General features: G+C 63.7%; 20 protein-coding genes. 3 read left to right on the top strand and 17 right to left on the bottom strand.

Annotated elements, in window-relative coordinates; all coding sequences use genetic code 11:
- Window positions 1-57: 57 nt before the first annotated feature.
- Genes NCT05_RS07430 through NCT05_RS07420 form a run of 3 tightly spaced genes read right to left on the bottom strand, consistent with a single transcriptional unit; the run spans window position 58 to window position 3,692 of the window.
- Window positions 58-987: an ABC transporter permease gene (locus tag NCT05_RS07430; protein WP_008349992.1), complete on the bottom strand. Its 930-nt coding sequence runs from the start codon at window positions 985-987 to the stop codon at window positions 58-60.
- 16 nt (window positions 988-1,003) lie between these two features.
- The gene (locus NCT05_RS07425; protein ID WP_008349994.1) at window positions 1,004-2,110 is read right to left on the bottom strand and encodes an ABC transporter permease; all 1,107 of its coding nucleotides are present in this window, start codon (window positions 2,108-2,110) and stop codon (window positions 1,004-1,006) included.
- A gap of 7 nt (window positions 2,111-2,117) precedes the next feature.
- Window positions 2,118-3,692, bottom strand: coding sequence for an ABC transporter ATP-binding protein (locus NCT05_RS07420; protein ID WP_250501999.1), 1,575 nt, complete (start codon window positions 3,690-3,692; stop codon window positions 2,118-2,120).
- 271 nt (window positions 3,693-3,963) lie between these two features.
- On the opposite strand from NCT05_RS07420, the gene NCT05_RS07415 reads away from it, so the two are divergent.
- On the top strand, window positions 3,964-4,896 hold the full coding sequence (locus NCT05_RS07415; RefSeq protein ID WP_008349998.1) for a LysR substrate-binding domain-containing protein: 933 nt from the start codon (window positions 3,964-3,966) through the stop codon (window positions 4,894-4,896).
- Between the two features lie 110 nt (window positions 4,897-5,006).
- Here the strand turns inward: NCT05_RS07415 and NCT05_RS07410 are convergent, their stop codons facing one another.
- The gene (locus NCT05_RS07410; protein WP_033537253.1) at window positions 5,007-6,377 is read right to left on the bottom strand and encodes an 8-oxoguanine deaminase; all 1,371 of its coding nucleotides are present in this window, start codon (window positions 6,375-6,377) and stop codon (window positions 5,007-5,009) included.
- 463 nt (window positions 6,378-6,840) lie between these two features.
- Here NCT05_RS07410 and uraH point away from each other — a divergent pair, with 463 nt between their 5' ends.
- A complete protein-coding gene (gene uraH, locus NCT05_RS07405) occupies window positions 6,841-7,194 on the top strand; it encodes a hydroxyisourate hydrolase (protein ID WP_008350002.1) in 354 nt (117 codons plus the stop codon).
- Between the two features lie 62 nt (window positions 7,195-7,256).
- Window positions 7,257-8,450 (top strand): urate hydroxylase PuuD, encoded by a 1,194-nt coding sequence (locus NCT05_RS07400; protein WP_008350004.1) that lies wholly within the window; start codon window positions 7,257-7,259, stop codon window positions 8,448-8,450.
- Window positions 8,451-8,515: 65 nt separating this feature from the next.
- On the opposite strand, the gene ltaE is transcribed toward NCT05_RS07400, so the two are convergent.
- From ltaE to NCT05_RS07335, 13 genes are all read right to left on the bottom strand, one after another.
- Window positions 8,516-9,520: a low-specificity L-threonine aldolase gene (gene ltaE / locus NCT05_RS07395; RefSeq protein WP_008350005.1), complete on the bottom strand. Its 1,005-nt coding sequence runs from the start codon at window positions 9,518-9,520 to the stop codon at window positions 8,516-8,518.
- Window positions 9,521-9,646: 126 nt separating this feature from the next.
- On the bottom strand, window positions 9,647-11,581 hold the full coding sequence (locus NCT05_RS07390) for an alkyl/aryl-sulfatase (RefSeq protein WP_250501998.1): 1,935 nt from the start codon (window positions 11,579-11,581) through the stop codon (window positions 9,647-9,649).
- Window positions 11,582-11,599: 18 nt separating this feature from the next.
- Window positions 11,600-13,312, bottom strand: a complete 1,713-nt coding sequence (locus tag NCT05_RS07385; RefSeq protein ID WP_250434606.1) for a GMC family oxidoreductase — start codon at window positions 13,310-13,312, stop codon at window positions 11,600-11,602.
- Window positions 13,313-13,534: 222 nt separating this feature from the next.
- Window positions 13,535-14,038 (bottom strand): ureidoglycolate lyase, encoded by a 504-nt coding sequence (locus NCT05_RS07380; RefSeq protein ID WP_033537260.1) that lies wholly within the window; start codon window positions 14,036-14,038, stop codon window positions 13,535-13,537.
- Window positions 14,038-15,048, bottom strand: coding sequence for an allantoicase (gene alc, locus NCT05_RS07375; protein ID WP_008350015.1), 1,011 nt, complete (start codon window positions 15,046-15,048; stop codon window positions 14,038-14,040). The genes NCT05_RS07380 and alc overlap by 1 nt, the downstream gene beginning before the upstream one ends.
- Window positions 15,049-15,091: 43 nt before the next feature.
- Window positions 15,092-15,616 (bottom strand): 2-oxo-4-hydroxy-4-carboxy-5-ureidoimidazoline decarboxylase, encoded by a 525-nt coding sequence (uraD, locus tag NCT05_RS07370; protein WP_250496825.1) that lies wholly within the window; start codon window positions 15,614-15,616, stop codon window positions 15,092-15,094.
- The gene (gene puuE, locus NCT05_RS07365) at window positions 15,613-16,563 is read right to left on the bottom strand and encodes an allantoinase PuuE (RefSeq protein WP_250501997.1); all 951 of its coding nucleotides are present in this window, start codon (window positions 16,561-16,563) and stop codon (window positions 15,613-15,615) included. The genes uraD and puuE overlap by 4 nt, the downstream gene beginning before the upstream one ends.
- A gap of 131 nt (window positions 16,564-16,694) precedes the next feature.
- Window positions 16,695-17,432: an aspartate/glutamate racemase family protein gene (locus tag NCT05_RS07360; RefSeq protein ID WP_008350020.1), complete on the bottom strand. Its 738-nt coding sequence runs from the start codon at window positions 17,430-17,432 to the stop codon at window positions 16,695-16,697.
- 50 nt (window positions 17,433-17,482) lie between these two features.
- Window positions 17,483-18,970 carry an NCS1 family nucleobase:cation symporter-1 gene (locus tag NCT05_RS07355; RefSeq protein WP_175979998.1) on the bottom strand — a complete coding sequence of 496 codons (1,488 nt, stop codon included), beginning with the start codon at window positions 18,968-18,970 and terminating at the stop codon, window positions 17,483-17,485.
- Between the two features lie 364 nt (window positions 18,971-19,334).
- Complete coding sequence (locus NCT05_RS07350) at window positions 19,335-20,081, bottom strand: GntR family transcriptional regulator (protein ID WP_244808032.1); 747 nt, start codon at window positions 20,079-20,081, stop codon at window positions 19,335-19,337.
- Between the two features lie 296 nt (window positions 20,082-20,377).
- Window positions 20,378-21,301 carry a muramoyltetrapeptide carboxypeptidase gene (ldcA, locus tag NCT05_RS07345; protein WP_174447754.1) on the bottom strand — a complete coding sequence of 308 codons (924 nt, stop codon included), beginning with the start codon at window positions 21,299-21,301 and terminating at the stop codon, window positions 20,378-20,380.
- Window positions 21,295-21,891: a tRNA adenosine(34) deaminase TadA gene (tadA, locus tag NCT05_RS07340; protein WP_502801776.1), complete on the bottom strand. Its 597-nt coding sequence runs from the start codon at window positions 21,889-21,891 to the stop codon at window positions 21,295-21,297. The genes ldcA and tadA overlap by 7 nt, the downstream gene beginning before the upstream one ends.
- A complete protein-coding gene (locus NCT05_RS07335; protein ID WP_033537251.1) occupies window positions 21,888-22,280 on the bottom strand; it encodes a DnaJ family domain-containing protein in 393 nt (130 codons plus the stop codon). Before NCT05_RS07335 ends, tadA begins: the two co-directional genes overlap by 4 nt.
- Window positions 22,281-22,393 lie beyond the last annotated feature (113 nt).

The following is a 22,393-nucleotide window of genomic DNA, read 5'->3' as shown; positions in this document are numbered from 1 at the left end:
TGTGGTCGGTCAAAAATGAGAACGGAACCGCGATGCTGCACGCGAACAACAGCGGCATCAGCTCGCCGCGAAGAACGGCTTGCCGAGCGATGCGGGCGCGTTGAGCCTGATCGTGTTCGGGTTACGCGAGATGAGCACGAGCACGACGATCGTCGCGATATACGGCAGCATCGCGAGAAATTGCGTCGGCACCGGGACGCCGATCGCCTGCGCGTAGAACTGCAGCGCCATCACCGCGCCGAAGAGCAACGCGCCGATGAGCAGCCGGCCCGGGCGCCACGTCGCGAACACGACGAGCGCGAGCGCGATCCAGCCGCGCCCCGACGTCAGTTGCTCCTGCCAGACGTGCAGATAGACGATCGAGTAATAGCCGCCCGCGATGCCGGCCATCGCGCCGCCGAAGAGCGTCGCGCCGTAGCGCACGCCGACGACCGGAAAGCCGACCGAATGCGCGACCGCCGGCGATTCGCCGACCGAGCGCAGCACGAGCCCCGCCCGCGTCTTGTAGAGGAACCAGCCGATCACCGCGAACATGATGAACGCGAGATAGCCGAGCGGCGTGAGCGAGAAGATCGCCGGGCCGAGCACCGGAATGCTCGACAGCCCGGGAATCGGCATCACGTCGATGGTCGAGCGCACCGCCGCCGACGTATAGGGCTTGCCGACATACGCCGAAAAGCCGATGCCGAAGATGGTCAGCGAGAGGCCCGTCGCGACCTGATTCGCGAGCATCGTGATGGTGAGAAAGCCGAAGAGCAGCGCCATCGCGAGCCCGGCGAACACCGACGCGACGATGCCGAGCCACGGGCTGCCCGTGATCGCGGTGACGGCGTAGCCGGTGACGGCGCCCATCAGCATCATGCCTTCGACGCCGAGATTCAGTACGCCGGATTTTTCCGCGACGAGTTCGCCCGCGCCCGCGTACATCAGCGGGATGGCGGCGATCACGGCGCTCGAAGCGAGATTGCTGGCTTGATTGATGTCCATGTTTTTCTCGACCTGGTTAAGCGGCGTGATGTGCAGGCGTCCTGCGCTTGATGCGGAAATTCACGAACAGATCGCAACCGAGCAGGCAGAACAGCAGCAAGCCCTGAAACACGCCCGCGAGCGCTTGCGGCAATTGCAGCGACGTCTGCACCGCTTCGCCGCCGAGATAAAGCAGCGCCATCAGCAGACTGGCGAGCACGATGCCGACCGGATGCAGACGCCCCACGAACACGACGATGATCGCCGTGAAGCCGTAGCCCGGCGACCAGCCCGCCTGAAGCTGGCCGATCGGACCGGCCACTTCGCCCATGCCCGCGAGACCCGCGAGGCCGCCGGAAAGCAGGAGCGAGGTCCAGATCGTCTTCTTGTCGGAGAACCCGGCGTAGCGCGCGGCGAGCGGCGCGAGACCGCCGACGTTCATCCGGAAGCCCGCGAAGCTCTTGCGCATGAAGAGCCACACGCAGGGAATCGCGATCGCCGTCAGAAACACCGACGCGTTGATGCGCGTGCCCTTCAGCCATGTCCAGTGCCAGTCGCCGTAGAGACGCGGGAAGAGCGCGTCGTCGCCGAACATCGCCGAGATCGGGAAGTTCATGCCTTCCGGATCGCGCCACGGACCGCTCACGAGATAGATGAGCAATTGCGTCGCGACGTAGGTGAGCATCAGGCTCGTCAGGATTTCGTTCGTGTTGAAGCGGCTCTTGAGCAGCGCGGGAATGCCCGCCCACACCATTCCGCCGACGATGCCGCCCACCATCATCAGCGGCAGCGTCCACCAGCCGGAAGCATCGCCGACATGGACGGCGATGCCGCCCGCGACGATGCCGCCGAGCAGCATCTGCCCTTCCGCGCCGATGTTCCACACGTTCGCGCGATAGCCGACCGCGAGCCCGAGCCCGATCAGGCACAGCGGCGACGCCTTGAGCACGAGCTCCGACCAGCCGTTGATGCTGGAGAGCGGCTCGATGAAGAACGCATGCATCGCGCGCAGCGGATCCTGTCCGACGAGGCTGAAAATCAGAAAGCCGATGACGAGCGTCGCCACGGCGGCGACCACCGGCACCGCGAGCTGCATGACGCGCGAGGGCGCCGGACGCGCTTCGAGTCGATAAGGGAAGATCATCGTTCTTTTAGTGCTTCTGAAGAGAGTCGGATTCGACGGCGGGCGCGGGCTTGCCTTCGAAGAGGCCGGCCATGAAGAGGCCGATCTCCTCCGCATTGGTTTCGCTCGTCTTGCGCACCGGCGAGAGCTTGCCGCGCGCGATGACGGCGAGCCGGTCGCAGATATCGAAGAGTTCTTCCAGTTCTTCCGAAATCACGAGAATCGCGACGCCGCGCGCGGACAGATCGAGCAGTTGCTGGCGGATGAAACCCGCCGCGCCGACATCGACGCCCCAAGTCGGCTGCGCGACTACGAGCACTTTCGGCTCCTGAAGAATCTCGCGTCCGACGATGAATTTCTGCAAGTTGCCGCCGGAGAGACTTTGCGCGAGCGCATCGCTGCCGCCGCAACGCACGTCGAACGACTTGATGCAGCGTTCCGCGAATGCCTTGACCGTGCCCGCCTTGATCCAGCCGCCGCGCACCATGTTTTCGCGATGCGCGGTGAGCAGGCCGTTATCGGCGAGCGACATCGCCGGGACCGCGCCGCGGCCGAGCCGCTCCTCCGGCACGAACGCGAAGCCGAGCCGCCGGCGGCCGCCCGCGGTGAGACGCGCGGCGGGCTTGCCGCAGATCGACACGGCATCGGCGGCGACGTGTTTATCGCGGATTTCGCCCGATAGCGCCGCGAGCAACTCCGCCTGTCCGTTCCCCGACACGCCCGCGATCCCGAAAATCTCGCCCGCGTGCACCCCGAACGAGACGTTGTCGAGCGACGTGCCGAACGGGTCCGGACTCGCGACCGACAGATTTTTCACCGCAAGGCGCACGTCGCCGGGATTGTGTTCGCGGCGCGTGTAGTCGGGCAGCGAATGGCCCACCATCAGTTGCGCGAGCGACGCATGCGTCTCCTTGCGCGGATCGACGTTGCCGGTCACGCGACCGCCGCGCATCACGGTGGCGTTTTCGCACAGCGACTGTATTTCGTCGAGCTTGTGGCTGATGTAGAGAATGCTGCAGCCCTCGGACGCGAGGCGGCGCAGCACCTTGAAAAGCTTCTGCACGGCTTGCGGCGTAAGGACGGACGTCGGCTCGTCCATGATGAGCAGCCGCGGATTCTGCAGCAGGCATCGCACGATCTCGACGCGCTGCCGTTCGCCGACGGTCAGGCTGTGGACGTGGCGCTGCGGATCGACATCGAGGCCATAGTCCTTCGACACATCGCGGATGCGCTTGCCGAGCGCCTTCATGTCGAACTTTTCGTCGAGCGCGAGCGCGATGTTTTCGGCGACGGTCAGCGTCTCGAACAGCGAAAAGTGCTGAAAGACCATGCCGATGCCGAGCTTGCGCGCGGCGGCCGGGCTGCCGATCTCGACCGCCTCGCCCTGCCAGCAGATCTCGCCTTCATCCGGGCGCACCGCGCCGTAGATGATTTTCATCAGCGTGGATTTGCCCGCGCCGTTCTCGCCGAGCACGGCGTGGATTTCGCCCGGCATGACGACGAGATTCACGCCGTCGTTCGCCTTGACCGACGGATACTGCTTGCTGATACCGGACAACGCCAGGCGCGGTGGCGTCGTCGACGTGGAGATGGCGTCGCCCATTGAGATCCAGAGATGCGCCCGGCCACCGAGCAGGCCGGGCTGGAAAAAATTACCGCTCGAGAGCGCAAGACAGCGTGATGTCGCACGAACTCATATCGCGGGCAGAATTTACAGAAATCGAGACGCTAAGTCGATAACTCAAAATTATGTGTTGCGCCCCGCAAACCCAGTCATCGCGGGTAACTCACATCTTGACGAATTTTTTGCAACATATTAAAAACGATATGTCGCACCCCTGCGTCGATCAGCCAGAACATATAGTGGAGATAACATGAGTCAGCAACGCGAGGCGATCGATACTTACTTATTGCGCGTCTTGCATACCCTCCTGATGGAACGCAGCGTGACGCGTGCGGCCGTCAAGCTCAATCAGTCGCAACCCGCCATCAGCGCTGCCTTGCGGCGCTTGCGCGACATCACCGGCGACCCGCTTCTCGTGCGCGGCAAGTCCGGCATGGTGCCGACCGAATATGGCCTGCGCCTGCTCGAACCGACGCAGAACGCGCTGCGTGAAATCGAGCGCATCAAGGTTCAGCAGCATAATTTCGACCCGTCCACTTCGGTGCGGTGCTATCGGATCGGCTGTCCGGATTATCTGAACGTGCTGTTCGTGCCGACTGTCGTCGAGCGCTTCAGGCAGGCCGCGCCCAACGCCACGCTCGAATTTCATTCGCTCGGTCCGGCGTTCGATTACGAACTCGCGCTGGAGGACGGCAAACTCGATATCGTCGTCGGCAACTGGCCGGAGCCGCCCGAGCAGTTGCATCTTTCCAATCTGTTCGTCGACAAGATCGTGTGTCTCGTCAGCAATACGCATCCTTTCGCGAAGCGCGGCGGGCTTACGCTCGATCAGTACCTGAACGCGCCGCATCTCGCGCCGACGCCCTATTCCGTCGGGCAGCGCGGCGCGATCGACGTGCATCTCGCGCGGGAACGGTTGAAGCGTCATGTCGTCGTTACGTTGCCGTACTTCAATCTCGCGCCTTACGTGTTGATCAAGTCGGATCTCGTGTTTACGACGACGCGGCTGTTCGCGGACCATTACGCGCGGTTCTTGCCGCTGGCAGTCGTGCCCGCGCCGCTCGATTTTCCGCCGATGCAGTATTACCAGTTGTGGCATGAGCGGTGTCATTATTCGGATGAAGTGCGATGGTTGCGGGGGCTCGTCGCCGAGGCGACGCGGTCGTTGATCGATCAGCCGTAACGCTTTCCTTGCTCGTTCGTGAAACCTGTGTTCGCGTCGGTCTATTCGCGTTGCCCCGGTGCGAAAAGACCGACGCGAACACAGGTTTCACGCAACGCCCCCAAGAAAGATCAAGAGCCCGAAGAAGCAGCCTGAACCAAGTCCCGCGCCAGACGATTGTGGCGCTCCACGACCGCGCCTAGATCCACCGTCGCAAGCACCCCATCCTTCACCACGATCTTCCCGTCGATAACACTGGTCGACACCTGCGACGGAGCACAGAACACCAACGCAGCGACAGGATCAGAAAGCCCCCCGGCAAACGCGACCTGCGAGAGGTCGAAGGACACAAAATCCGCCGCCATCCCCGGCGCAAGCGCCCCGATATCATCGCGATTGAGCACCCTCGCGCCCCCGAGCGTCGCAATTTCCAGCGCCTCACGCGCAGTCATCGCATCCGGCCCGAACCCAACGCGTTGCAGGAGCAAAGCCTGCCGCACTTCCGCGACCATCTGCGCGCCATCGTTCGACGCCGACCCATCCACGCCGATACCCACCGGCACGCCCGCATCGCGCATCGCGCGAATCGGCGCGATCCCGGACGCGAGCCGCATGTTCGAGCACGGGCAATGCGCGACACCCGTCCCTGTGCGCGCAAAAAGCTCGATGCCCGCCTTGTCGAGCTGCACGCAGTGCGCGTGCCACACGTCATGCCCGACCCAGCCGAGATCCTCCGCATATTCCGCCGGCGTCATGCCGAATTTCTCGCGGCTATACGCGACGTCGTTCACGTTCTCGGCCAGATGCGTGTGCAGCGACACGCCGTATTCGCGAGCGAGCAGCGCCGCATCGCGCATCAATTCGCGGCTCACCGAAAACGGCGAACAAGGCGCGACCACCACGCGCAGCATCGCGTAACGGCCTTCGTCGTGATACGTCTCGATCAGGCGTTGCGAATCCTTCAGAATCGCATCCTCCTTTTCGACGACCGAATCGGGCGGCAAGCCGCCATCCTTTTGTCCGACGCTCATGCTCCCGCGCGCCGCGTGAAACCGCATGCCGATCTCGCGCGCCGCCGCGATGCTGTCGTCGAGCCGGCTGCCGTTCGGATAGATATACAAGTGATCGCTCGACGTCGTGCAACCGGACAGCAGCAGTTCGGCCATCGCGGTCTGGGTCGAGACATGGATCATTTCGGGCGTCAGATGCGCCCAGATCCTGTAGAGATTCGTGAGCCAGCCGAAAAGCTCGGCGTTCTGCGCGGCGGGAATCGCGCGCGTGAGGCTCTGATACATGTGATGGTGCGTGTTGACGAGGCCCGGAATCACGAGATGACCGCGCATGTCGAGTACGTCGTCGGCGGATTGCGGAAGTTCGCTCGTCGGCCCGACCTGCACGATGCGATTGCCCTCGATATACATGCCGCCATCGGCGATTTCGCGGCGCGCTTCGTCCATCGTGACGAGCATGTGGGCGTTCTTGACCAGAAGACTGCGTGGCATAAGCTAACTCTCTCCAGAGACAGTTGGGAAACCAGTGAAAAGCCCCGGTTACCCAGCGTCTGCCGCCGTCTTCGGGACGCGGCAAATATCCATGGATATTGCGCGCACCGCTACTGTCCGCAGCCAAAAAATCGGACGCAATCAAGCGGCAGTCATAGTCATCTTCACGGCGGCAATATATTCCCGATTATTGGCGCGGGTAGCATCGGCAAAAAGCGATTCCGAGCGCGTGCGTCTTGCTTACGCGACGCTGTCATGCGTCAGGCATTATCTTTCCTATCGCGGCCGCACAGCGCGTCTCGAATTCCTACAATGCTGTACACGGCGCGCATCTGAAACGCCGACGGGTATGTAGCCACTGACGTGGAGCCTCGATCCGCCGCAGACGCACCTCGAGTAATCAGGTGCCGAATTTCGGATCGATGCGCAAAGCCGGATCTCGCACAACTCAAGGAAACTGCGAATGGGCAAGCTCACTACCCACGTCCTCGACACCGCGCACGGCCGCCCGGGCGCGAACCTCAAAGTCGAGCTGTTCGCGCTCAACGGCGACGCCCGCCGCGCGATCAAGACCATCCACACGAACGACGACGGCCGCGCCGATGCGCCGCTGCTCGAAGGCGCCGACTTCGAAACCGGCGAATACGAACTCGTGTTCCACGCAGGCGACTACTTCGCCGCGCTCGGCGTGAAAGTGCCCGAGCCGCGCTTCGTCGATCGCGTCGTGCTGCGCTTCGGCATCGCGGATGCTTCGTCGCACTATCACGTTCCGCTGCTCGTGTCGCCGTGGGCGTACAGCACCTATCGCGGAAGCTGAGCGGCAGCCAAAACATCGCTTGAACCCCACAAGCACATAACGAATCGGTAGTGGAGGAGTACATGGAAGGCTTTGTCACCGACTGGCTCAATCTCGTATTGCGCTGTCTGCACGTCATCGTCGCGATCGCGTGGATCGGCGAATCGTTCTATTTCGTCGCGCTGGACAACAGTTTGAAACCGCCAACCGACCCGAACGCGCGCCGGCGCGGCGTGTTCGGCGATTTCTGGCACGTTCACGGCGGCGGTTTCTATCACATGCAGAAGTATTCCGTCGCGCCGCAGGACATGCCGGAAAACCTGCACTGGTCGTTCTGGCCGTCGTACACGACGTGGATGTCGGGCTTCGGCCTCTTCTTCGTGCTGTATCTGATGGCGCCGAGCACGTATCTCATCGACAAGAGCGTGCTCGACATGGGTCCGGTGGTCGCCGTATCGGCCGCGCTCGGCTTTCTGATGGCCGGCTGGATCGTGTACGACACGCTGTGCCGCGTGCTCGGCACCAACGACAAGCTGCTCGGCATCTGCGTCGGCATCTATGTGCTGATCGCTGCGTTCATCGCGTGCCATGTGTTCGCGGGCCGCGCGGCGTATCTGATCACCGGCGCGATGATCGCGACGATCATGTCGGCGAACGTGTTCTTCGTCATCATTCCGGGCCAGCGCAAGATGGTCGCCGCGATGCTCAAGGGCGAAACGCCGAACGCGATCTACGGCAAGCGCGGCAAGCAGCGCTCCGTGCACAACACGTACTTCACGTTGCCGGTGGTGTTCGCGATGCTGTCGAACCACTACGCGATGACCTACACGCACAAGTACAACTGGCTGATCCTCGTGCTCATCATGCTGGCGGGCGCGCTGATTCGCCAGTTCTTCGTGATGCGCCATCGCGGCCAGGTGCTGTGGTACATGCCGGTCGCGGGTCTCGTGCTGGTGCTCGGCGCGTTCGCATGGACGATGCCCGCACCTTCGGTGCCCGTCGCCCAGGCCGCAGGCGCGCCGACGATCAAGGTCTCCGACATTCAGCCGATCATCCAGCAGCGTTGCGCGACGTGCCACTCCGCGCATCCGACGATGATGGGCAGCGCACCCGCCGGCGTCCTGCTCGATACGCCCGCGGAAATCAAGCAGAATGCGCAGCGCGTGCATCAGCAGGCCGTGACGCTGAAGGCGATGCCGCTCGGCAACGTCACGCAAATGACGGATGCGGAGCGTCAGAAGGTGGCGGCGTGGTTTGCAGGCGGCGCTGTCGAATAAGCTTGCCGCTGCGCGCAATGAAATGCCCCGCTTCGTTCAGAAGCGGGGCATTTTTCATTCGACCTTCAACGTGCGAAGTAATCCTTCACCGCGCGAACGACCGTGTCGATATCGGCGCGCGACACATCGCGATGCGTGACGAAGCGCGACGCATAGAGCATCTGCGTGAGGATGCCGCGCTCCTTCAGAAAGGCTTCGAGCCGCGCGCAATGCGCCTCGGGAATCTGCGCGAAGACCATGTTCGTCGCGTGCGACTGAATCTTGATGCCATCGATCTGTGCGAGGCCGGCGGCGAGATGCGCGGCGTTGTCGTGGTCTTGCGCGAGGCCATCGACGTGATGATCGAGCGCATACAGACACGCCGCCGCCAGCACGCCCGACTGGCGCATGCCGCCGCCGAGCACCTTGCGCCAGCGGCTCGCGACATCGATCAATGCCTTCGATCCGACCAGCACCGAACCGACCGGCGCGCCCAGCCCCTTCGAGAAGCAGACGGAAACCGAGTCGAACGGCGCGCACAGTTCGCCAACTGGTTTGTCCGATGCCACCGCCGCATTGAATACGCGCGCGCCGTCGAGATGCGTCGACAGACCGCGACTGCGCGCGAGTTGCGTCGCCTCCGCGACATAAGACGCCGGCAGCACCTTCCCGCCGATGGTGTTTTCGAGCGCGAGCAGACGCGTGCGCGCGAAGTGATTGTCGATCGGCTTGATCGCCGCCGCGATCTTGTCGAGCGGCAAGGCGCCGTCGGGCGCGTTTTCGATCGGCTGCGGCTGGATGCTGCCGAGCACCGCCGCGCCGCCGCCTTCGTACTTGTACGTGTGCGCCTGCTGGCCGACGATGTATTCGTCGCCGCGCGCGCAATGCGCCATCAACGCCGCGAGGTTGCTCTGCGTGCCGCTCGGAAAGAACAGGCCCGCTTCCTTGCCCGTGCGCTCCGCGAGCCTGCCTTGCAATTCGATGACGGTCGGATCGTCGCCCCAGACATCGTCGCCGACTTTGGCCGCGGTCATCGCGGCGAGCATCGGCTGACTGGGACGGGTGACGGTGTCGCTGCGAAGATCGATCATGCGTGGTTCCTTGTTTCAGGCTCGTCTGGGCCGACTATCTTAGCCGTTCGATAAAGAGCGCGCCCCGAAACGCGAAAGGCCGGCGCGCCCGCACCGGCCTTTCGATACGCGATAACGACGCGCCGCTTACGGTTCCACGACGTTGAAGTCGTTGTCGACCTGTTCGAGCGCGCCGAGCAGCGACTTGAACGCGTCGAGATCGCCCGTGACGCGGATCTGACCTTCGCGCAGTGCGCCCGCGAAGCCGGTTTCGCCGCAGAGGATCAGATTCAGCGTCTCGCGCGTCATGTCGATCTGCGCGTGCGGCGGCAACGCAGACGGCAGCGCAGACCACGTCAGCGCGCCGTGCTGCAGATTCACGGAGAAGCGCTTGTCGACATCGCTGAAACGCCAGTCGAAGCGCGCAGTCAGATTCTGTGCCTTCAGCCCGTCGATACGCACCGCCAGATAGTCGAAGAACATGTCTTCGGTGATCGCGCACACCATGTCGCGGCTGCGGCTCGCGAACTGCGTCGCCGCGCGATGCCCTTCCCGCAACTCGCGCGCACCCAGAAGGAACGCATTGCGCCACGTCGCCGATTCGGCCTGATAGCCCATCTGCTCCAGCGCCGCCGCGCCCAGTGCGCGCGCTTCGAGCAACTGCGGCTGCGCGAACACGAGATGATTCATCACCTGAGCGACCCAGCGATATTCGCCCTTGCCGAAATCCCGGCGCGCGCGTTCGAGCACGGCATCCGCGCCGCCCATGTACTCGACGTAGCGCGGCGCCGCCAGTTCCGGCGGCAGCGCGTGCAGATTCGACGGATTGCCGTCGTACCAGCTCAGATACTGCTGATAGATGGCCTTCACGTTGTGCGACACCGTGCCGTAATAGCCGCGCGCGTGCCACAGCGCGTGAAGCGAATCGGGAAGGCGCATGACCTCCGCGATCTCGGCCGCGTTCATGCCGCGATTCATCATGCGTACGGTCTGATCGTGCAGATACTTGTATAGATCGCGCTGTGCTTCGAGATATCCGGCGATACGCTCGCGGCCCCAAGTCGGCCAGTTGTGCTGCGCGAACACGACATCCGCGTGGCGTCCGAAGCGCTCCAGCGACTCGCCCAGATAGCGCGCCCAGCGTTGCGCATTGCGCACGTTCGCGCCGCGCAGCGGACACAGATTGTGCAGCGAGCGCGTGCCGTTCTCCGCGAGATTGAGCGCGCGCTCCTGCGGGAAGTAAAAATGCATTTCGGCGGGCGCTTCGCTTTCCAGCGTCAGCTGGAAAACGATCTCGACGCCGTCGATGACATGCGTCTCCAGCGGCTCGCGAATGAGCTGCGTCGGCGGAATCAGCGTGATCGTGCCGCGCGGCATGGTCTTGCCCATGCCGGCATCGATCTGGCAGCACGCGTTGCGCGCGAGCGTGTGGCCGAACTGGAACTGCGCGCGGCGCGCCATCGCCGGGCCGGCCATCACGTTTTCCGAAACCGCCTCTTCCATGAACCCGGCCGGCGCGATGATCGCCGTGCGCCCGGCCTGCACATCCGCGTCATTCGTGACGCCGCGCACGCCGCCGAAATGATCCGCGTGGCTATGGCTGTAGATGACGGCCACGACCGGACGCTTCGGCCGATGCGCGCAATAGAGCGCGAGCGCGGCCTCGGCGGTTTCCTTGCATGTCAGCGGATCGATGACGATGAGCCCGCTGTCGCCCTCGATGAACGTGACGTTCGAGACGTCGAAACCCCGCACCTGATAGATGCGCTCCGTCACCTTGAAAAGGCCGTGCAGCGAATTGATGCGGGCGTGACGCCACAGCGACGGATGCGCGGTGTCGGGCGCCTCGGGCTCGTTCAGAAACGCGTAGTCCGCGAGGCTCCAGACGAGCTGGCCATATGCGCCGCGCACCTCGGCGTCCGGCACCGTGCCGATGAATCCGCGCCGCGCGTCCGCTTCCTCGTCGGGATCGTCGGGAGGCAGTTCGTGCAGCGCGCGCTCGTGCGCCGCGCGCGTCGCCGCGGTCGCCGGCAGCGACGGCGGATAAGGTTTCGGCAGCGCCTGTGTGTCACCGTTTTGCATGCGATGTTCCCCGCTGAATTAGATTGCCTCGACGCGCGTCTCGGTGGAGACGGCGGCACGAATGAGATCCGCGGCCTTCTCCGCGATCATGATGGTCGGCGCGTTCGTGTTGCCGCCGATGATCGTCGGCATGACCGAGGCGTCGGCCACGCGCAGACCATCGATGCCGCGCACGCGCAGGTCGGGGTCGACGACCGCGAGTTCATCGACGCCCATCTTGCATGTCCCGACCGGATGAAAGAGCGTGTCCGCATGCTCGCGGATGTAAGCGCGAATGGCGCGCTCATCGCCCTCGCCGGGGCCGAAATCGTCGGTCATGAGCTCGCGCCCGCCCGCTTGCGCAAGCGCGGGCTGCGAGAAAATCCGGCGAATGAGCCGCACGCCGGTCACGAGGTTGTCCATGTCGGATTCCACGCTCAGATAGCGCGGATCGATGAGCGGCGCATCGCGCATGTCGCGCGACTTGAGGCGAAGCACGCCACGGCTTTTCGGGCGCAGGTTGGTCGCGTGACAGCTGTATCCCGGCGGCGCTTTCCTGCCCGCGCCGTCGCCACGGCTGCCCACGAGCGCGAGAATGAACGCGAACTGCAGATCGGGTTCCGCGAGCCCTTCGCGGCTGCGCGTGAAGCCGCCCGCCTCGATGATGTTCGATGCGAACATGCCCGTGCGGTCGCGCCTGTAGCGCATCAGCTCCGGAATCATGCGCGCGATGTTGCGCCACGAGTAGCCGTAGAGATCGGCGGTCGGCACGGCCTTCTTGATCGTGATGTCGATGTGATCCTGCAGGTTCTCGCCGACGCCCGGCAGATCGTGCACGACATCGATACCCATCTCGCGCAGATGCGCGGCCGGGCCGATTCCCGATGCCAGAAGCAGTTGCGGCGAATTGAACGCGCCCGCGCACACGATGACCTCGCGACGCGCACGCAGGCTGCGCTCGACGCCATCGCGCACGACGCGCACGCCGGTCGCCCGCTTGCCGTCGAACTCGATGCGCAGCGCGATCGTGCCGGTCATCACCGAGAGCGAGTCGCGGCCGCCGCAGAGCGATGCATCGGCTGCGTCGCCGCGATGCAGATACGCGCGCGCGGTGTTCCAGCGCTCGCCGTTGTACTGCGTGACCTGATATAGCCCGACGCCTTCCTGATGCTGCCCGTTGAAATCGTGATTGAGCCGCATGCCCGCCTGCAACGCGGCGTCGATGAAGCGCTGGCTGAACGGATTGAGCGTGCGCTGATCGCAGACGTGCAGCGGGCCTTGCGCGCCGTGGAAGGCGTCGTCGAGACCATTGCGGATCCGGCCGTTCGACTCGGCCTTGCGGAAGTACGGAAGGACTTCTTCGTAGCTCCAGCCGCGGCATCCGAGTTGCGCCCATCGATCGTAATCGTTGCGATGACCGCGGACATACAGCATGCCGTTGATCGACGAGCTGCCGCCGAGTCCGCGGCCGCGCGGCTGAAACGACACCCGGTTGTTCAGCGACGGTTGCGGCAGCGTGTGATAACCGTAGTTGCGCACATTTTCCTTCACCGCCAGCTTCGCCACGCCGACGGGCGCCCACACCGTGTAGTGATGATCGTCCGGGCCGGTCTCCAGCAATGCGACCGTGACCCCTTGCTGGTCGGCAAGGCGGCTCGCGACCGCGCATCCCGCCGATCCTGCCCCGACCACTATGTAGTCATACTGATCGTTACCGCTTACGCTCGCGCGCCTCCTGGCCGAATCGCTCATGCTGTCTCCGTATTTATTAGTGCGGCACCGGACGGTCCCGAGGCGGACGCTGGCCGGATGCAAGCCGTCCGTCAAGGGTAAGGGGCGGGTCTGTCCCGTTCAACGGAGATTTCGGGTGGGAAGGCGGCGATATCGGGTGGTGTGGGCGGCGCTGTGACGAAAAAAAAGACCGGAGGTGCGTTCCGGTCTTTCGTCACTGCGCGGGTGCTGCTTTCGATGCGCCTATCGCAGCGCGTCTTCGGTCAGCCAGAGCGATTCCTTCAGATCCTGCTCGTTGAGGTTGTGCCCTTCGCCGCCGCCGCGATCGACGACGATGTAATCGCTCACCTTCCCCAGCGCGAGCAGCGGGTGATGCCACACGCCTTTCGCATAGTTCACACCCTGCCAGCCGCGCGTGACGAAGGCGCGGATCTTCGATTCGTCGAGATCGCCCGCGGGCGCGACGACGACGAGATACGGCCGGTCATCGAGCGGAATGAACGCCTGGCTGCCGAGCGGATGACGCTCCATCATCTTGCATTCGAACGGCAGCGTGCGCGGCTGGCCGCGAAACAGATTGACGATCGCGTGGCCGCCGCCGTCCGTCACGTCGACGTTGCACAGATCGTGGAAGCGGATCGTGGTGCCGAGGTTGATTGGAATCTGCTTGGCGCCATCGAGTTCGATGACATCGCCATAAGGCTTGAACGCTGCGCGCGTCAACGGTTCGATAGCGAGTTTCTTCATCATGCAAGGGTTCCGAGGAGACGAAGACGCGACACGCCGCCGTCAGGATAAATATTGAAGCGCACGTGCGTCACCGGGCCGAGCGCGGCGAGTTCGGACTCGAAAAAATGCTGCTTGTCCATCTGCAGTTTCTGTTCGCCGAGCAGCACCGGCCAGAACATCGCCTGCGTGACGAGCGAGCTGTCCGTGCCGCCCTTTACGTATGCCGCCTGAAGCGAGCAGCGGTCGGGGAAATTGCCCTTGAAGTGCGCGGTATCCACTTCGACCTTCTTGATGACGCCCGGCTGCGCCAGCGCGACGATACACCAGTCGTTGCCCGGCTCGCGACGCCGGCGCGTTTCCCAGCCGTCGCCCATGTTCACGCCGCGGCCCGGCATCAGCAAGGTCGATGCGAGACCGAAGTGCTGATTGTTCGTGCCGACCATGTACGCGCCGTTTTCCATCGCGGCGAGATCGACGAGCGCATGCTTGTCCGCGTTGCTCCAGTCGAGTTGCGGCTGGCCATAGACCCGCAGACGCGCGATGCCGCCATCCGGATAGATGTTCACGCGCAGATGCGTGAACGGCTGCTGGACCTCGACTTCGAGATAGTGATGGCTGTTGCCCTGCAGCGTCGTCGACGGGACGATTTCCGTCCATTGCGTCGACTGATTCGGTGCGCCGTCGGCGACATGCGCCCCTTCGATCGACGCCGCCGGCGGGAAGTTGCCGGTGAAGTGGCTCGTGTCGACATCGATGCCCTTGATGACGCCCGGACGCGCGAGCTTGACGATGCACCAGTCATAGCCCGTCGTGCGCTTGCGGCGCGTTTCCCAGCCGTCCATCCACTTGCCGTGATCGTCGTACTTGCCGGGAATGAACACCGCCGGCTCGGGATTCAGCATGCGTTCCTTCGGCGCGAAGAAATCGTCGCTCGCCTCGAGTGCCTGCGCGCCCAGACGCGGGTCCGCCAGGTTCACATAGCGGCGCGTGAAGTCGGGCGCATTGGGATCGAGAGTCGGGATTGCCATTTGTTTCTGTCCTTCTTTTCGTTCGTTTACGGTTGTTTGCGGATTACGCCGTTTGAATCAGGTCGTTCAACCTGAAGCCCGCGATCCGGTAAATCTGGTCGAGACTCGTGCGCAATTCTTCGGCGCGGTCGTGATTCACGCGCGCTTCGAAGTTCGCGATGATGCCGTGACGGTCATAGCCGCGCACCGCGAGAATGAACGGAAACCCGAATTTCTCGCGATACTGCGCGTTCAGCGACTGAAGCCTGTCGAACTCTTCCTGCGTGCACAGATTCAGGCCCGCGCCGCTTTGTTCGCGCGTCGATTCGGCGGTCAGCTCGCCGCGCACCGCCGCTTTGCCCGCGAGCTCCGGGTGCGCGTTGATGAGCGCGAGCTGCCTGTCTTCGCCGGCCTCTTCGACGATCTGCGACATCGCGCGATGCAGCGCGTCGATGTCCTTGAACGGGCGCTGTTGCGCCGCTCTTTCCGGCACCCACGGCGAGTGCTCGAAAATGCCCGCGAGCACCGTCACGAACGTGTCGGCGGGCATGGTGTTGAGTTGGTCGAGTGTGTAGTGCATCGCCTTCATGCCGCCGTCCCGTTGTTAGCTTTTTCGAAAGGATGTTGCTCGCGCCATTGACGCGCGATGTCGACACGCCGCGTAACCCACACGCGATCATGCTTCTCGATGTGATCGAGGAATTTCTGCAGGCCACGGAAGCGCCCCGGCCGGCCGAGCAAGCGGCAGTGCATGCCGATGGACAGCATCTTCGGCGCTTCGTCGCCTTCTTCGTAGAGCACGTCGAACGCGTCTTTCAGGTACGTGAAGAAGTGATCGCCCGTGTTGAAGCCTTGCGGCGTCGCGAAGCGCATGTCGTTGGTGTCGAGCGTGTACGGCACGATGAGGTGCGGCTTCTTCTCGCCGCCCGTCACTTCGACTTCGGTCCAGAACGGCAGGTCGTCGCCGTAATAGTCCGAGTCGTAGAGGAAACCGCCGTATTCCGCGACCAGCCGATGCGTATTCGGGCTATCGCGCCCGGTATACCAGCCGAGCGGCCGCACGCCCGTCACGCGCTCGATCGCTTCCATGCCGAGGCGCATGTGTTCGGCTTCCCTCTCCGGCGACATGTCCTGATAGTGAATCCACCGATAGCCGTGACACGCGATTTCATGCCCCAGTTCGACGAACGCCTTCGCCACTTCGGGATGCCGCTCGATCGCCATGCCGACGCCGAAGATCGTCAGCGGCATGCCGCGCTTCTCGAACTCGCGCAGGATGCGCCACACGCCCGCGCGCGAACCGTATTCGTAGATCGACTCCATGCTCATGTGACGCGACGGATACGCCGCCGCGCCCACGATCTCCGACAGGAACTGCTCGGAGCCCGGATCGCCGTGCAGCACGCAATTCTCGCCGCCTTCTTCGTAATTGAGCACGAATTGCACGGCGACGCGCGCCCGTCCCGGCCAGTTCGCCTGCACCGGGTGGCGGCCGTAGCCGATCAAATCGCGTGGGTAGTTCGGATCGAGTGACATGGCTGGCGTTCTGCTCAAGCGTTGAAAAAACGGGATTGTCGACGATTCAGTGTAGCTAAAAGACCCGGACGCGCCCATACATCAGGGCGCATAATCCGGGTCACGTCATCGGTATGTGTCCGGCGAAAAGGCTATCGGCGCGGGCTGAAATCCGACAGCACGCCGTCGTACCGTTTCGCGAGCGGGCGCGCGTAGTCGCCGCGTTTCGCTGTGTGCAGCTTCAGCGCGATGAGCGCCTCCGCCCATTTCACCGCGGCCGTCACGCCCTCAACCACCGGCGCGCCGATCGCGTCCTCCACTTCGCGGCAGAACTCCGCCATGCCCGCGCAGCCGAGCACGATGGCGTCCGAGCCGTCTTCGTCGAGCGCGCGCCGGCATTCGTCGATGATCGTCCGACGCGCCGGCGACCCCGGCACATCCAGTTCGAGCACGGGGACGTCTGTCGCGCGGACGTTCTTGCAGAAGCGCTCCATGCCGTAGCGCTCCGCCAGATGCCAAGCCATGCCGACGGTACGCTGCAACGTCGTGACGACGGAAAATCCCGGCGCGATGACGCTCGCCGCATGCATCGCCGCCTCCGCGATGCCGATCACCGGGCCGCGCGCCAGTTCGCGCGCGGCGTAAAGGGCCGGATCGCCGAAGCACGCGATCACATAGCCGTCGAAGCCCTGCTTTTCGCCCGCTTCCACTTCGGCGAGCAGACCGAGCGACGCGACCGCCTCGTCGTAATAGCCTTCGATGGACGGCGGGCCCATCGTCGGGCTGACGGCGACGATCTCCGTGCCGGGCGCGGCGACCTCGCGGGCGCAGCGGCCCATCGAGTCGGTCATGCGCTGCGTCGTGTTGGGGTTGATCAGTTTGATGCGCATTGCTGTCTCCACACTGCCTTTGGAAATTCTCTCAGGTTCCAGCTATCGTTTTAGACTCCGCGCTTGCGATCCGCGAGGAAGTAATAGAACACCGCGCCGAGTCCCGCACCGATGAACCACGAGAAGTTCGCAGCGGCTTCGAGCGCCGGCACCATCACGCAGAGCGTCGCGAGCACGGCGGCCGGCACGAGCGCCATCACCGCGCGGCGGTTCACGCCCTTCGTGTACCAGTACTTGCCCTGTTCCGACACCGTGTAGAGATCGTCGACCACCAGCTTGCCGCGTTTCACGAGATAGAAGTCGAGGATCAGCACGCCATACAGCGGTCCGATGAAGCTGCCGAGAATATCCAGCGTGTAGTGGATCACGGCCGGGTTGTTGAACAGGTTCCACGGCGTGATGAAGATCGACGCGACCGCCGCCATCATGCCGCCCATGCGCCAGCTGATGAGCTTCGGCGCGACGTTCGAGAAGTCGAAGGCCGGCGACACGAAGTTCGCGACGATGTTGATGCCGATGGTCGCGATCGTGAAGGTCAGCGCGCCGAGAATCACAGCAGACGGATGGTCGATGCGGCCGACGGTTTCCACCGGATCCGTGATGAGCTGGCCGAAGACCGGCAGCGTCGCCGCAGTCGTGATGACGGTCACGACCGAGAACGCCAGGAAGTTGACCGGCAGGCCCCAGAAATTGCCGCGCTTCACGCTGCGAAAGCTCTTGCCGTAGCGCGAGAAGTCGCCGAAGTTGAGCATCGGGCCGGAGAAGTACGAAACGACGAGCGCGATCGCGGTGATCATCACGGGAATCACTTCCGTGCCGTGATACTTCACCCCGCCGAGGTTCAGGCCGATATTGTCGATGCCCGCGCGCCACACCATATAGCCGGCGAGAATGAACATCACGACGTAGACGGCGGGACCGGCGAAGTCGATGAACTTCTTGATCATCTCCATGCCGCGCCAGAACACGACGGCCTGCAGCACCCAAAGCAGCATGAAGCCCGCCCAGCCGAGCGCCGAAAGCCCGACGAAGCCGTACTTGTGGACGTCGGCATAAGGCATCAGCGACGGCACGAACTTCAGCACGACGATGACGAGCGCGCTCGACGCCAGATATGTCTGAATGCCGTACCACGCCACCGCAATGAGCCCGCGGATCACGGCCGGAATGTTCGCGCCGAGCACGCCGAACGTGGCGCGGCACGCGACGGGATACGGCACGCCCGCCACCTGGCTCGGTTTGGCGATCAGATTGCACAGCACGTTCACGAGCCCAATGCCGATTAGCAGCGACACCAGCACCTGCCAGCTCGTCAGGCCGAGCGCGAAGAGACTTCCGGCGAACACATAACCGCCGACGCTGTGCACGTCCGACATCCAGAACGCGAAGATGTTGTACGCGCCCCAGGTCTGATTCTTGAGCGGGGCGAGGTCCTCGTTGTAAAGCCGGTCGCTGTAACCGGCGGGCAGATGTTGCTCTTCGTACTCGTTGTCGAGCGGCGGCAGGGTTGAGCTGCCGGATGCACTGAACTGGGCCATGACGTCTCCTTCATTGGATGCTTGCGTGATGAGAAAACTGCAAATGCTCGGGGTTCAAGCTTCGATCGGATGCCTTCGCTGACGTGTCGGATGTCTCCATCCCGCGCGGCATTCTTCGGATTTGCGTTTTCGCCTTCGGGCATGAGGCCGAGAGCGCGCGAGGCGTCGGCCCGGCACGCCCGCCCTGCGGCGGCTTTCATTTCACGCTCACACGAGCGTCCTGTTCGGTGCGATACACGCTACGGATTTTCAAAGCGTGCGACTCTCCACGCGCCTTCGCGCGAAGCGCGAGGCACGGTCTCCAGTTATTTAGTCCTGCTTGATTCAGCCGATGGCAGATAGTCCGATCTGCCGTCTGTCTGCCTTACATATCGAGCGCTCGTTCGCGCTCGGCGGGCTTCATGAACACTTCCTTCAGATCGACCGCGCCGCGTGCCGGCCGCTCCAGCATCTTCAGTTCGACGTCGCGCAGATGTTGCGCCATCAACACGCCGGCTTTCGCTGCATCGCCTGCATCGAGCGCGGCGAGAATCGCTTCGTGATCTTCGAACGAGCACGAACTCTTGCCGAGCGATTCATACAGCGCCGAGATCAGCGTCGAACGCGCGACGAGTCCCGACAGGCATTCGCACAGCACCGTGTTGCCGGTGAGCGCCGCGAGTTCGGTGTGAAACTCGCCGGAGAGCCGGATCCACGACGAAAAATCGTGGCTTTCGAAAGCGCGGCGCTCTTTTCCGATCGTCGCGCTGATCGACTTCAGCCGACGCAGGCCGTGCCCTTGCGCAATTCGGTCCACCACGGCCAATTCGATGATGCGGCGCATTTCGAACACTTCATGCACTTCCTGCAACGATGGACTCGCGACGAACGCCCCGCGATTCGGCTCCAGATCGACGAGCCGTTCGTTCGACAGTTGCGCGAGCGCCTGGCGGACGGTGCCGCGCTTCACGGCGAACACCTCGCATAACTGCGCTTCGGTCAGCTTCGCGCCCGGCGCCAGCCGATGCTCGAGGATCGCGGCGCGGATGTTCTCGGCGATCGACTCGGCGTTCGCCCCGTTGGGAGCGGAATCTGCAGCGTTCGGTGCAGCACTACGCTTGGTGTCGGACATGATGTGCTCGCTTGCATGTTAAGCATCTTAGAATCGACATAAGGATTGTCAACAATTCATTTTTAGAATTATCGGTTACCGCGCGTTTTTCGAATACCGCGTTTTGCTGAGGCCCATTATCGGCGGTCCCCACAGCAGATTCCACAAGTTTTTGTCAGCATTGTCGCCTCTTTTTTGTCGACAATTCTAGCGCCGACGTGGTGCACGCAGTTGTCGCGGACGGTGCATGAACCGACCGTTAGTTGCAGGGACGAGCTAAAAATAAGGCGCTCGCTTGAGCGCCTTGCCACGCGGACTCAAGCCAGATGAGGGTAATCGGAAAGTTTCAGCGTGAAGCCCCGCTCGCTCGCGATAAGGTGCGCCGCCGCACCGAAAGGCAGCGTCAGCAGATTTTCGACGTGTCCGAACTGCAATCCTGTCACCACCGGAATGCCCGTCACCGACCTCACCTGCTCGATCATCGCGTCGAGCGAATAGCCGTTGTCGTAGTCCGACAGACGGCCGCCGGAGAACTCCCCCATCACGATCGCCTGCTGCCGACCGAGCACGCCCGCCTGATACAGCTGATAAATCATCCGCTCGATGCGAAACGGATGCTCGTTGACATCCTCGATGTACAGGATTCCGCCCTCGACCGGCGGCAGATACGGCGTGCCGACGAGCGACGCCAGAATCGCGAGATTGCCGCCCCACAGCATGCCGGTCGCGTCGACGGTCTGTTGCTGCGGCGTATGGCTCGTGATGGTGAAACTCGGTCGCGAGATCGCGTTCCAGAAGTGCTGCATCGTGAACGAACTGACCTGCTCGGCGCCGAAATCGCCCGCGAACATCGGTCCGCCGAAGCTTTTCACACCGGCGTGCGCGAACAGCGCGCATTGAATCGCGGTGAAATCGCTGTGGCCGACGATCGCCACCGGCTGATCCGCGAGCCTGCGCAGCCCGGTGTAGTCGAGGCCGTGCAGGATGCGCGACGCGCCGTATCCGCCCCGCACGGCAAGTACGATGTCAGGTAACGGGCGCGATGCATCCGCAAGACGATTGAGATCGGCGGCGCGTTCCGCATCGGTGCCGCCGAAGCGCTGGAAGCGTCGGCGCGTCGCGTCGACGTTTTCGAGCCGATGCCCTTCCCTGCGCAACCGTCCGATGCCGCGCTCGACGGCCGCCGGATCGTGTGGATAGCCAGAGGGCGCAACGAGGTCGATGGTGCGTGATTTCACGATGTTGTTAGTCGATCAGATGAATCGGCGGCGGGTTGCCCGGCTTCGCGCGCGCGGCGCGCATCGCGTTCGTCGCGCGCGAGGCGGCGGCGCTCGGCGAAGAAATTCTTGAGCGCATGCCCGCATTCATCCGCGAGCACGCCGCCCGTCACGGTGGTGTGGTGATTGAGCTGCGCATTCGCGAACATGTCGACGACACTGCCGCACGCGCCCGTTTTCGGGTCCGTGGCGCCGTAGACGACGCGCGAGATGCGCGCGTGCATGATCGCGCCCGCGCACATCAGGCAAGGTTCGAGCGTCACGTAGAGCTCGCAGCCCGGCAAGCGGTAGTTCTGGAGCGATTGGGCGGCGGCGCGCAGCGCGGCCATCTCGGCATGCGCGGACGGATCGTGTCCGCGAATCGGATGATTGAAGCCGGTGGCGATGACATCGTCGCCGAGCACGATGACCGCGCCGACGGGCACTTCGCCGGCGCGACGGGCTTCGTCGGCGGCGCGTTGCGCGAGCGCCATGAAGCGGCGATCGCGTTCGCTGGCAGGATCGGCGATTTGAGCGTTGGGCGCGGGATCGGCCGCATCCGGCAGGCCGGTCACTTGACGTCCACCGCCACGCGCGACTGCGCGCGCTCGGACAAACGCTCCGCGATGCGCCGGCGATATTCATGCGGCACGCAGCCGCCGCCGCGCAGCGACTCGAGCGCCATGTCGAGCGCGAGCATCTTGGCTTGCAGCTGGCAACGGGCCGCGGGGTCCGTCACCTTGTCGAACTCTTCCTGAAGCCCGCGCAGCGCGCGAAGCTGTTCGACTGCCGGCGGGACGAAGCCCGCATTCTTGAGGATTCGATTGGCGACGCGCACTTCCTCGGGCACGAGGGTGTCGTCGTCGAAGTGAAGCGGTGCGCCCGCGCCCGGCAGGTTGTTGAACTCGCCACGCGCAGCGGCTTCGTTGATCCGCTGTTCGACCAAAGCATCTAGCAATTTCATCGGGGATTACGACCGGTTTTCACCCGCGAACGGGCGCGGTCTGTCACGATTTCCGTTGGTTAGCTCGAAGTCGGAAGGCAGCCGGAAAACCACGCTCGCGCGTTGTTCGGCAC

Origin of the sequence: Caballeronia sp. AZ7_KS35 (assembly GCF_023631045.1) — a bacterium.
In the GTDB taxonomy this organism is placed as follows: domain Bacteria; phylum Pseudomonadota; class Gammaproteobacteria; order Burkholderiales; family Burkholderiaceae; genus Caballeronia; species Caballeronia zhejiangensis.
This window is presented reverse-complemented; position numbering and strand designations above follow the sequence as displayed.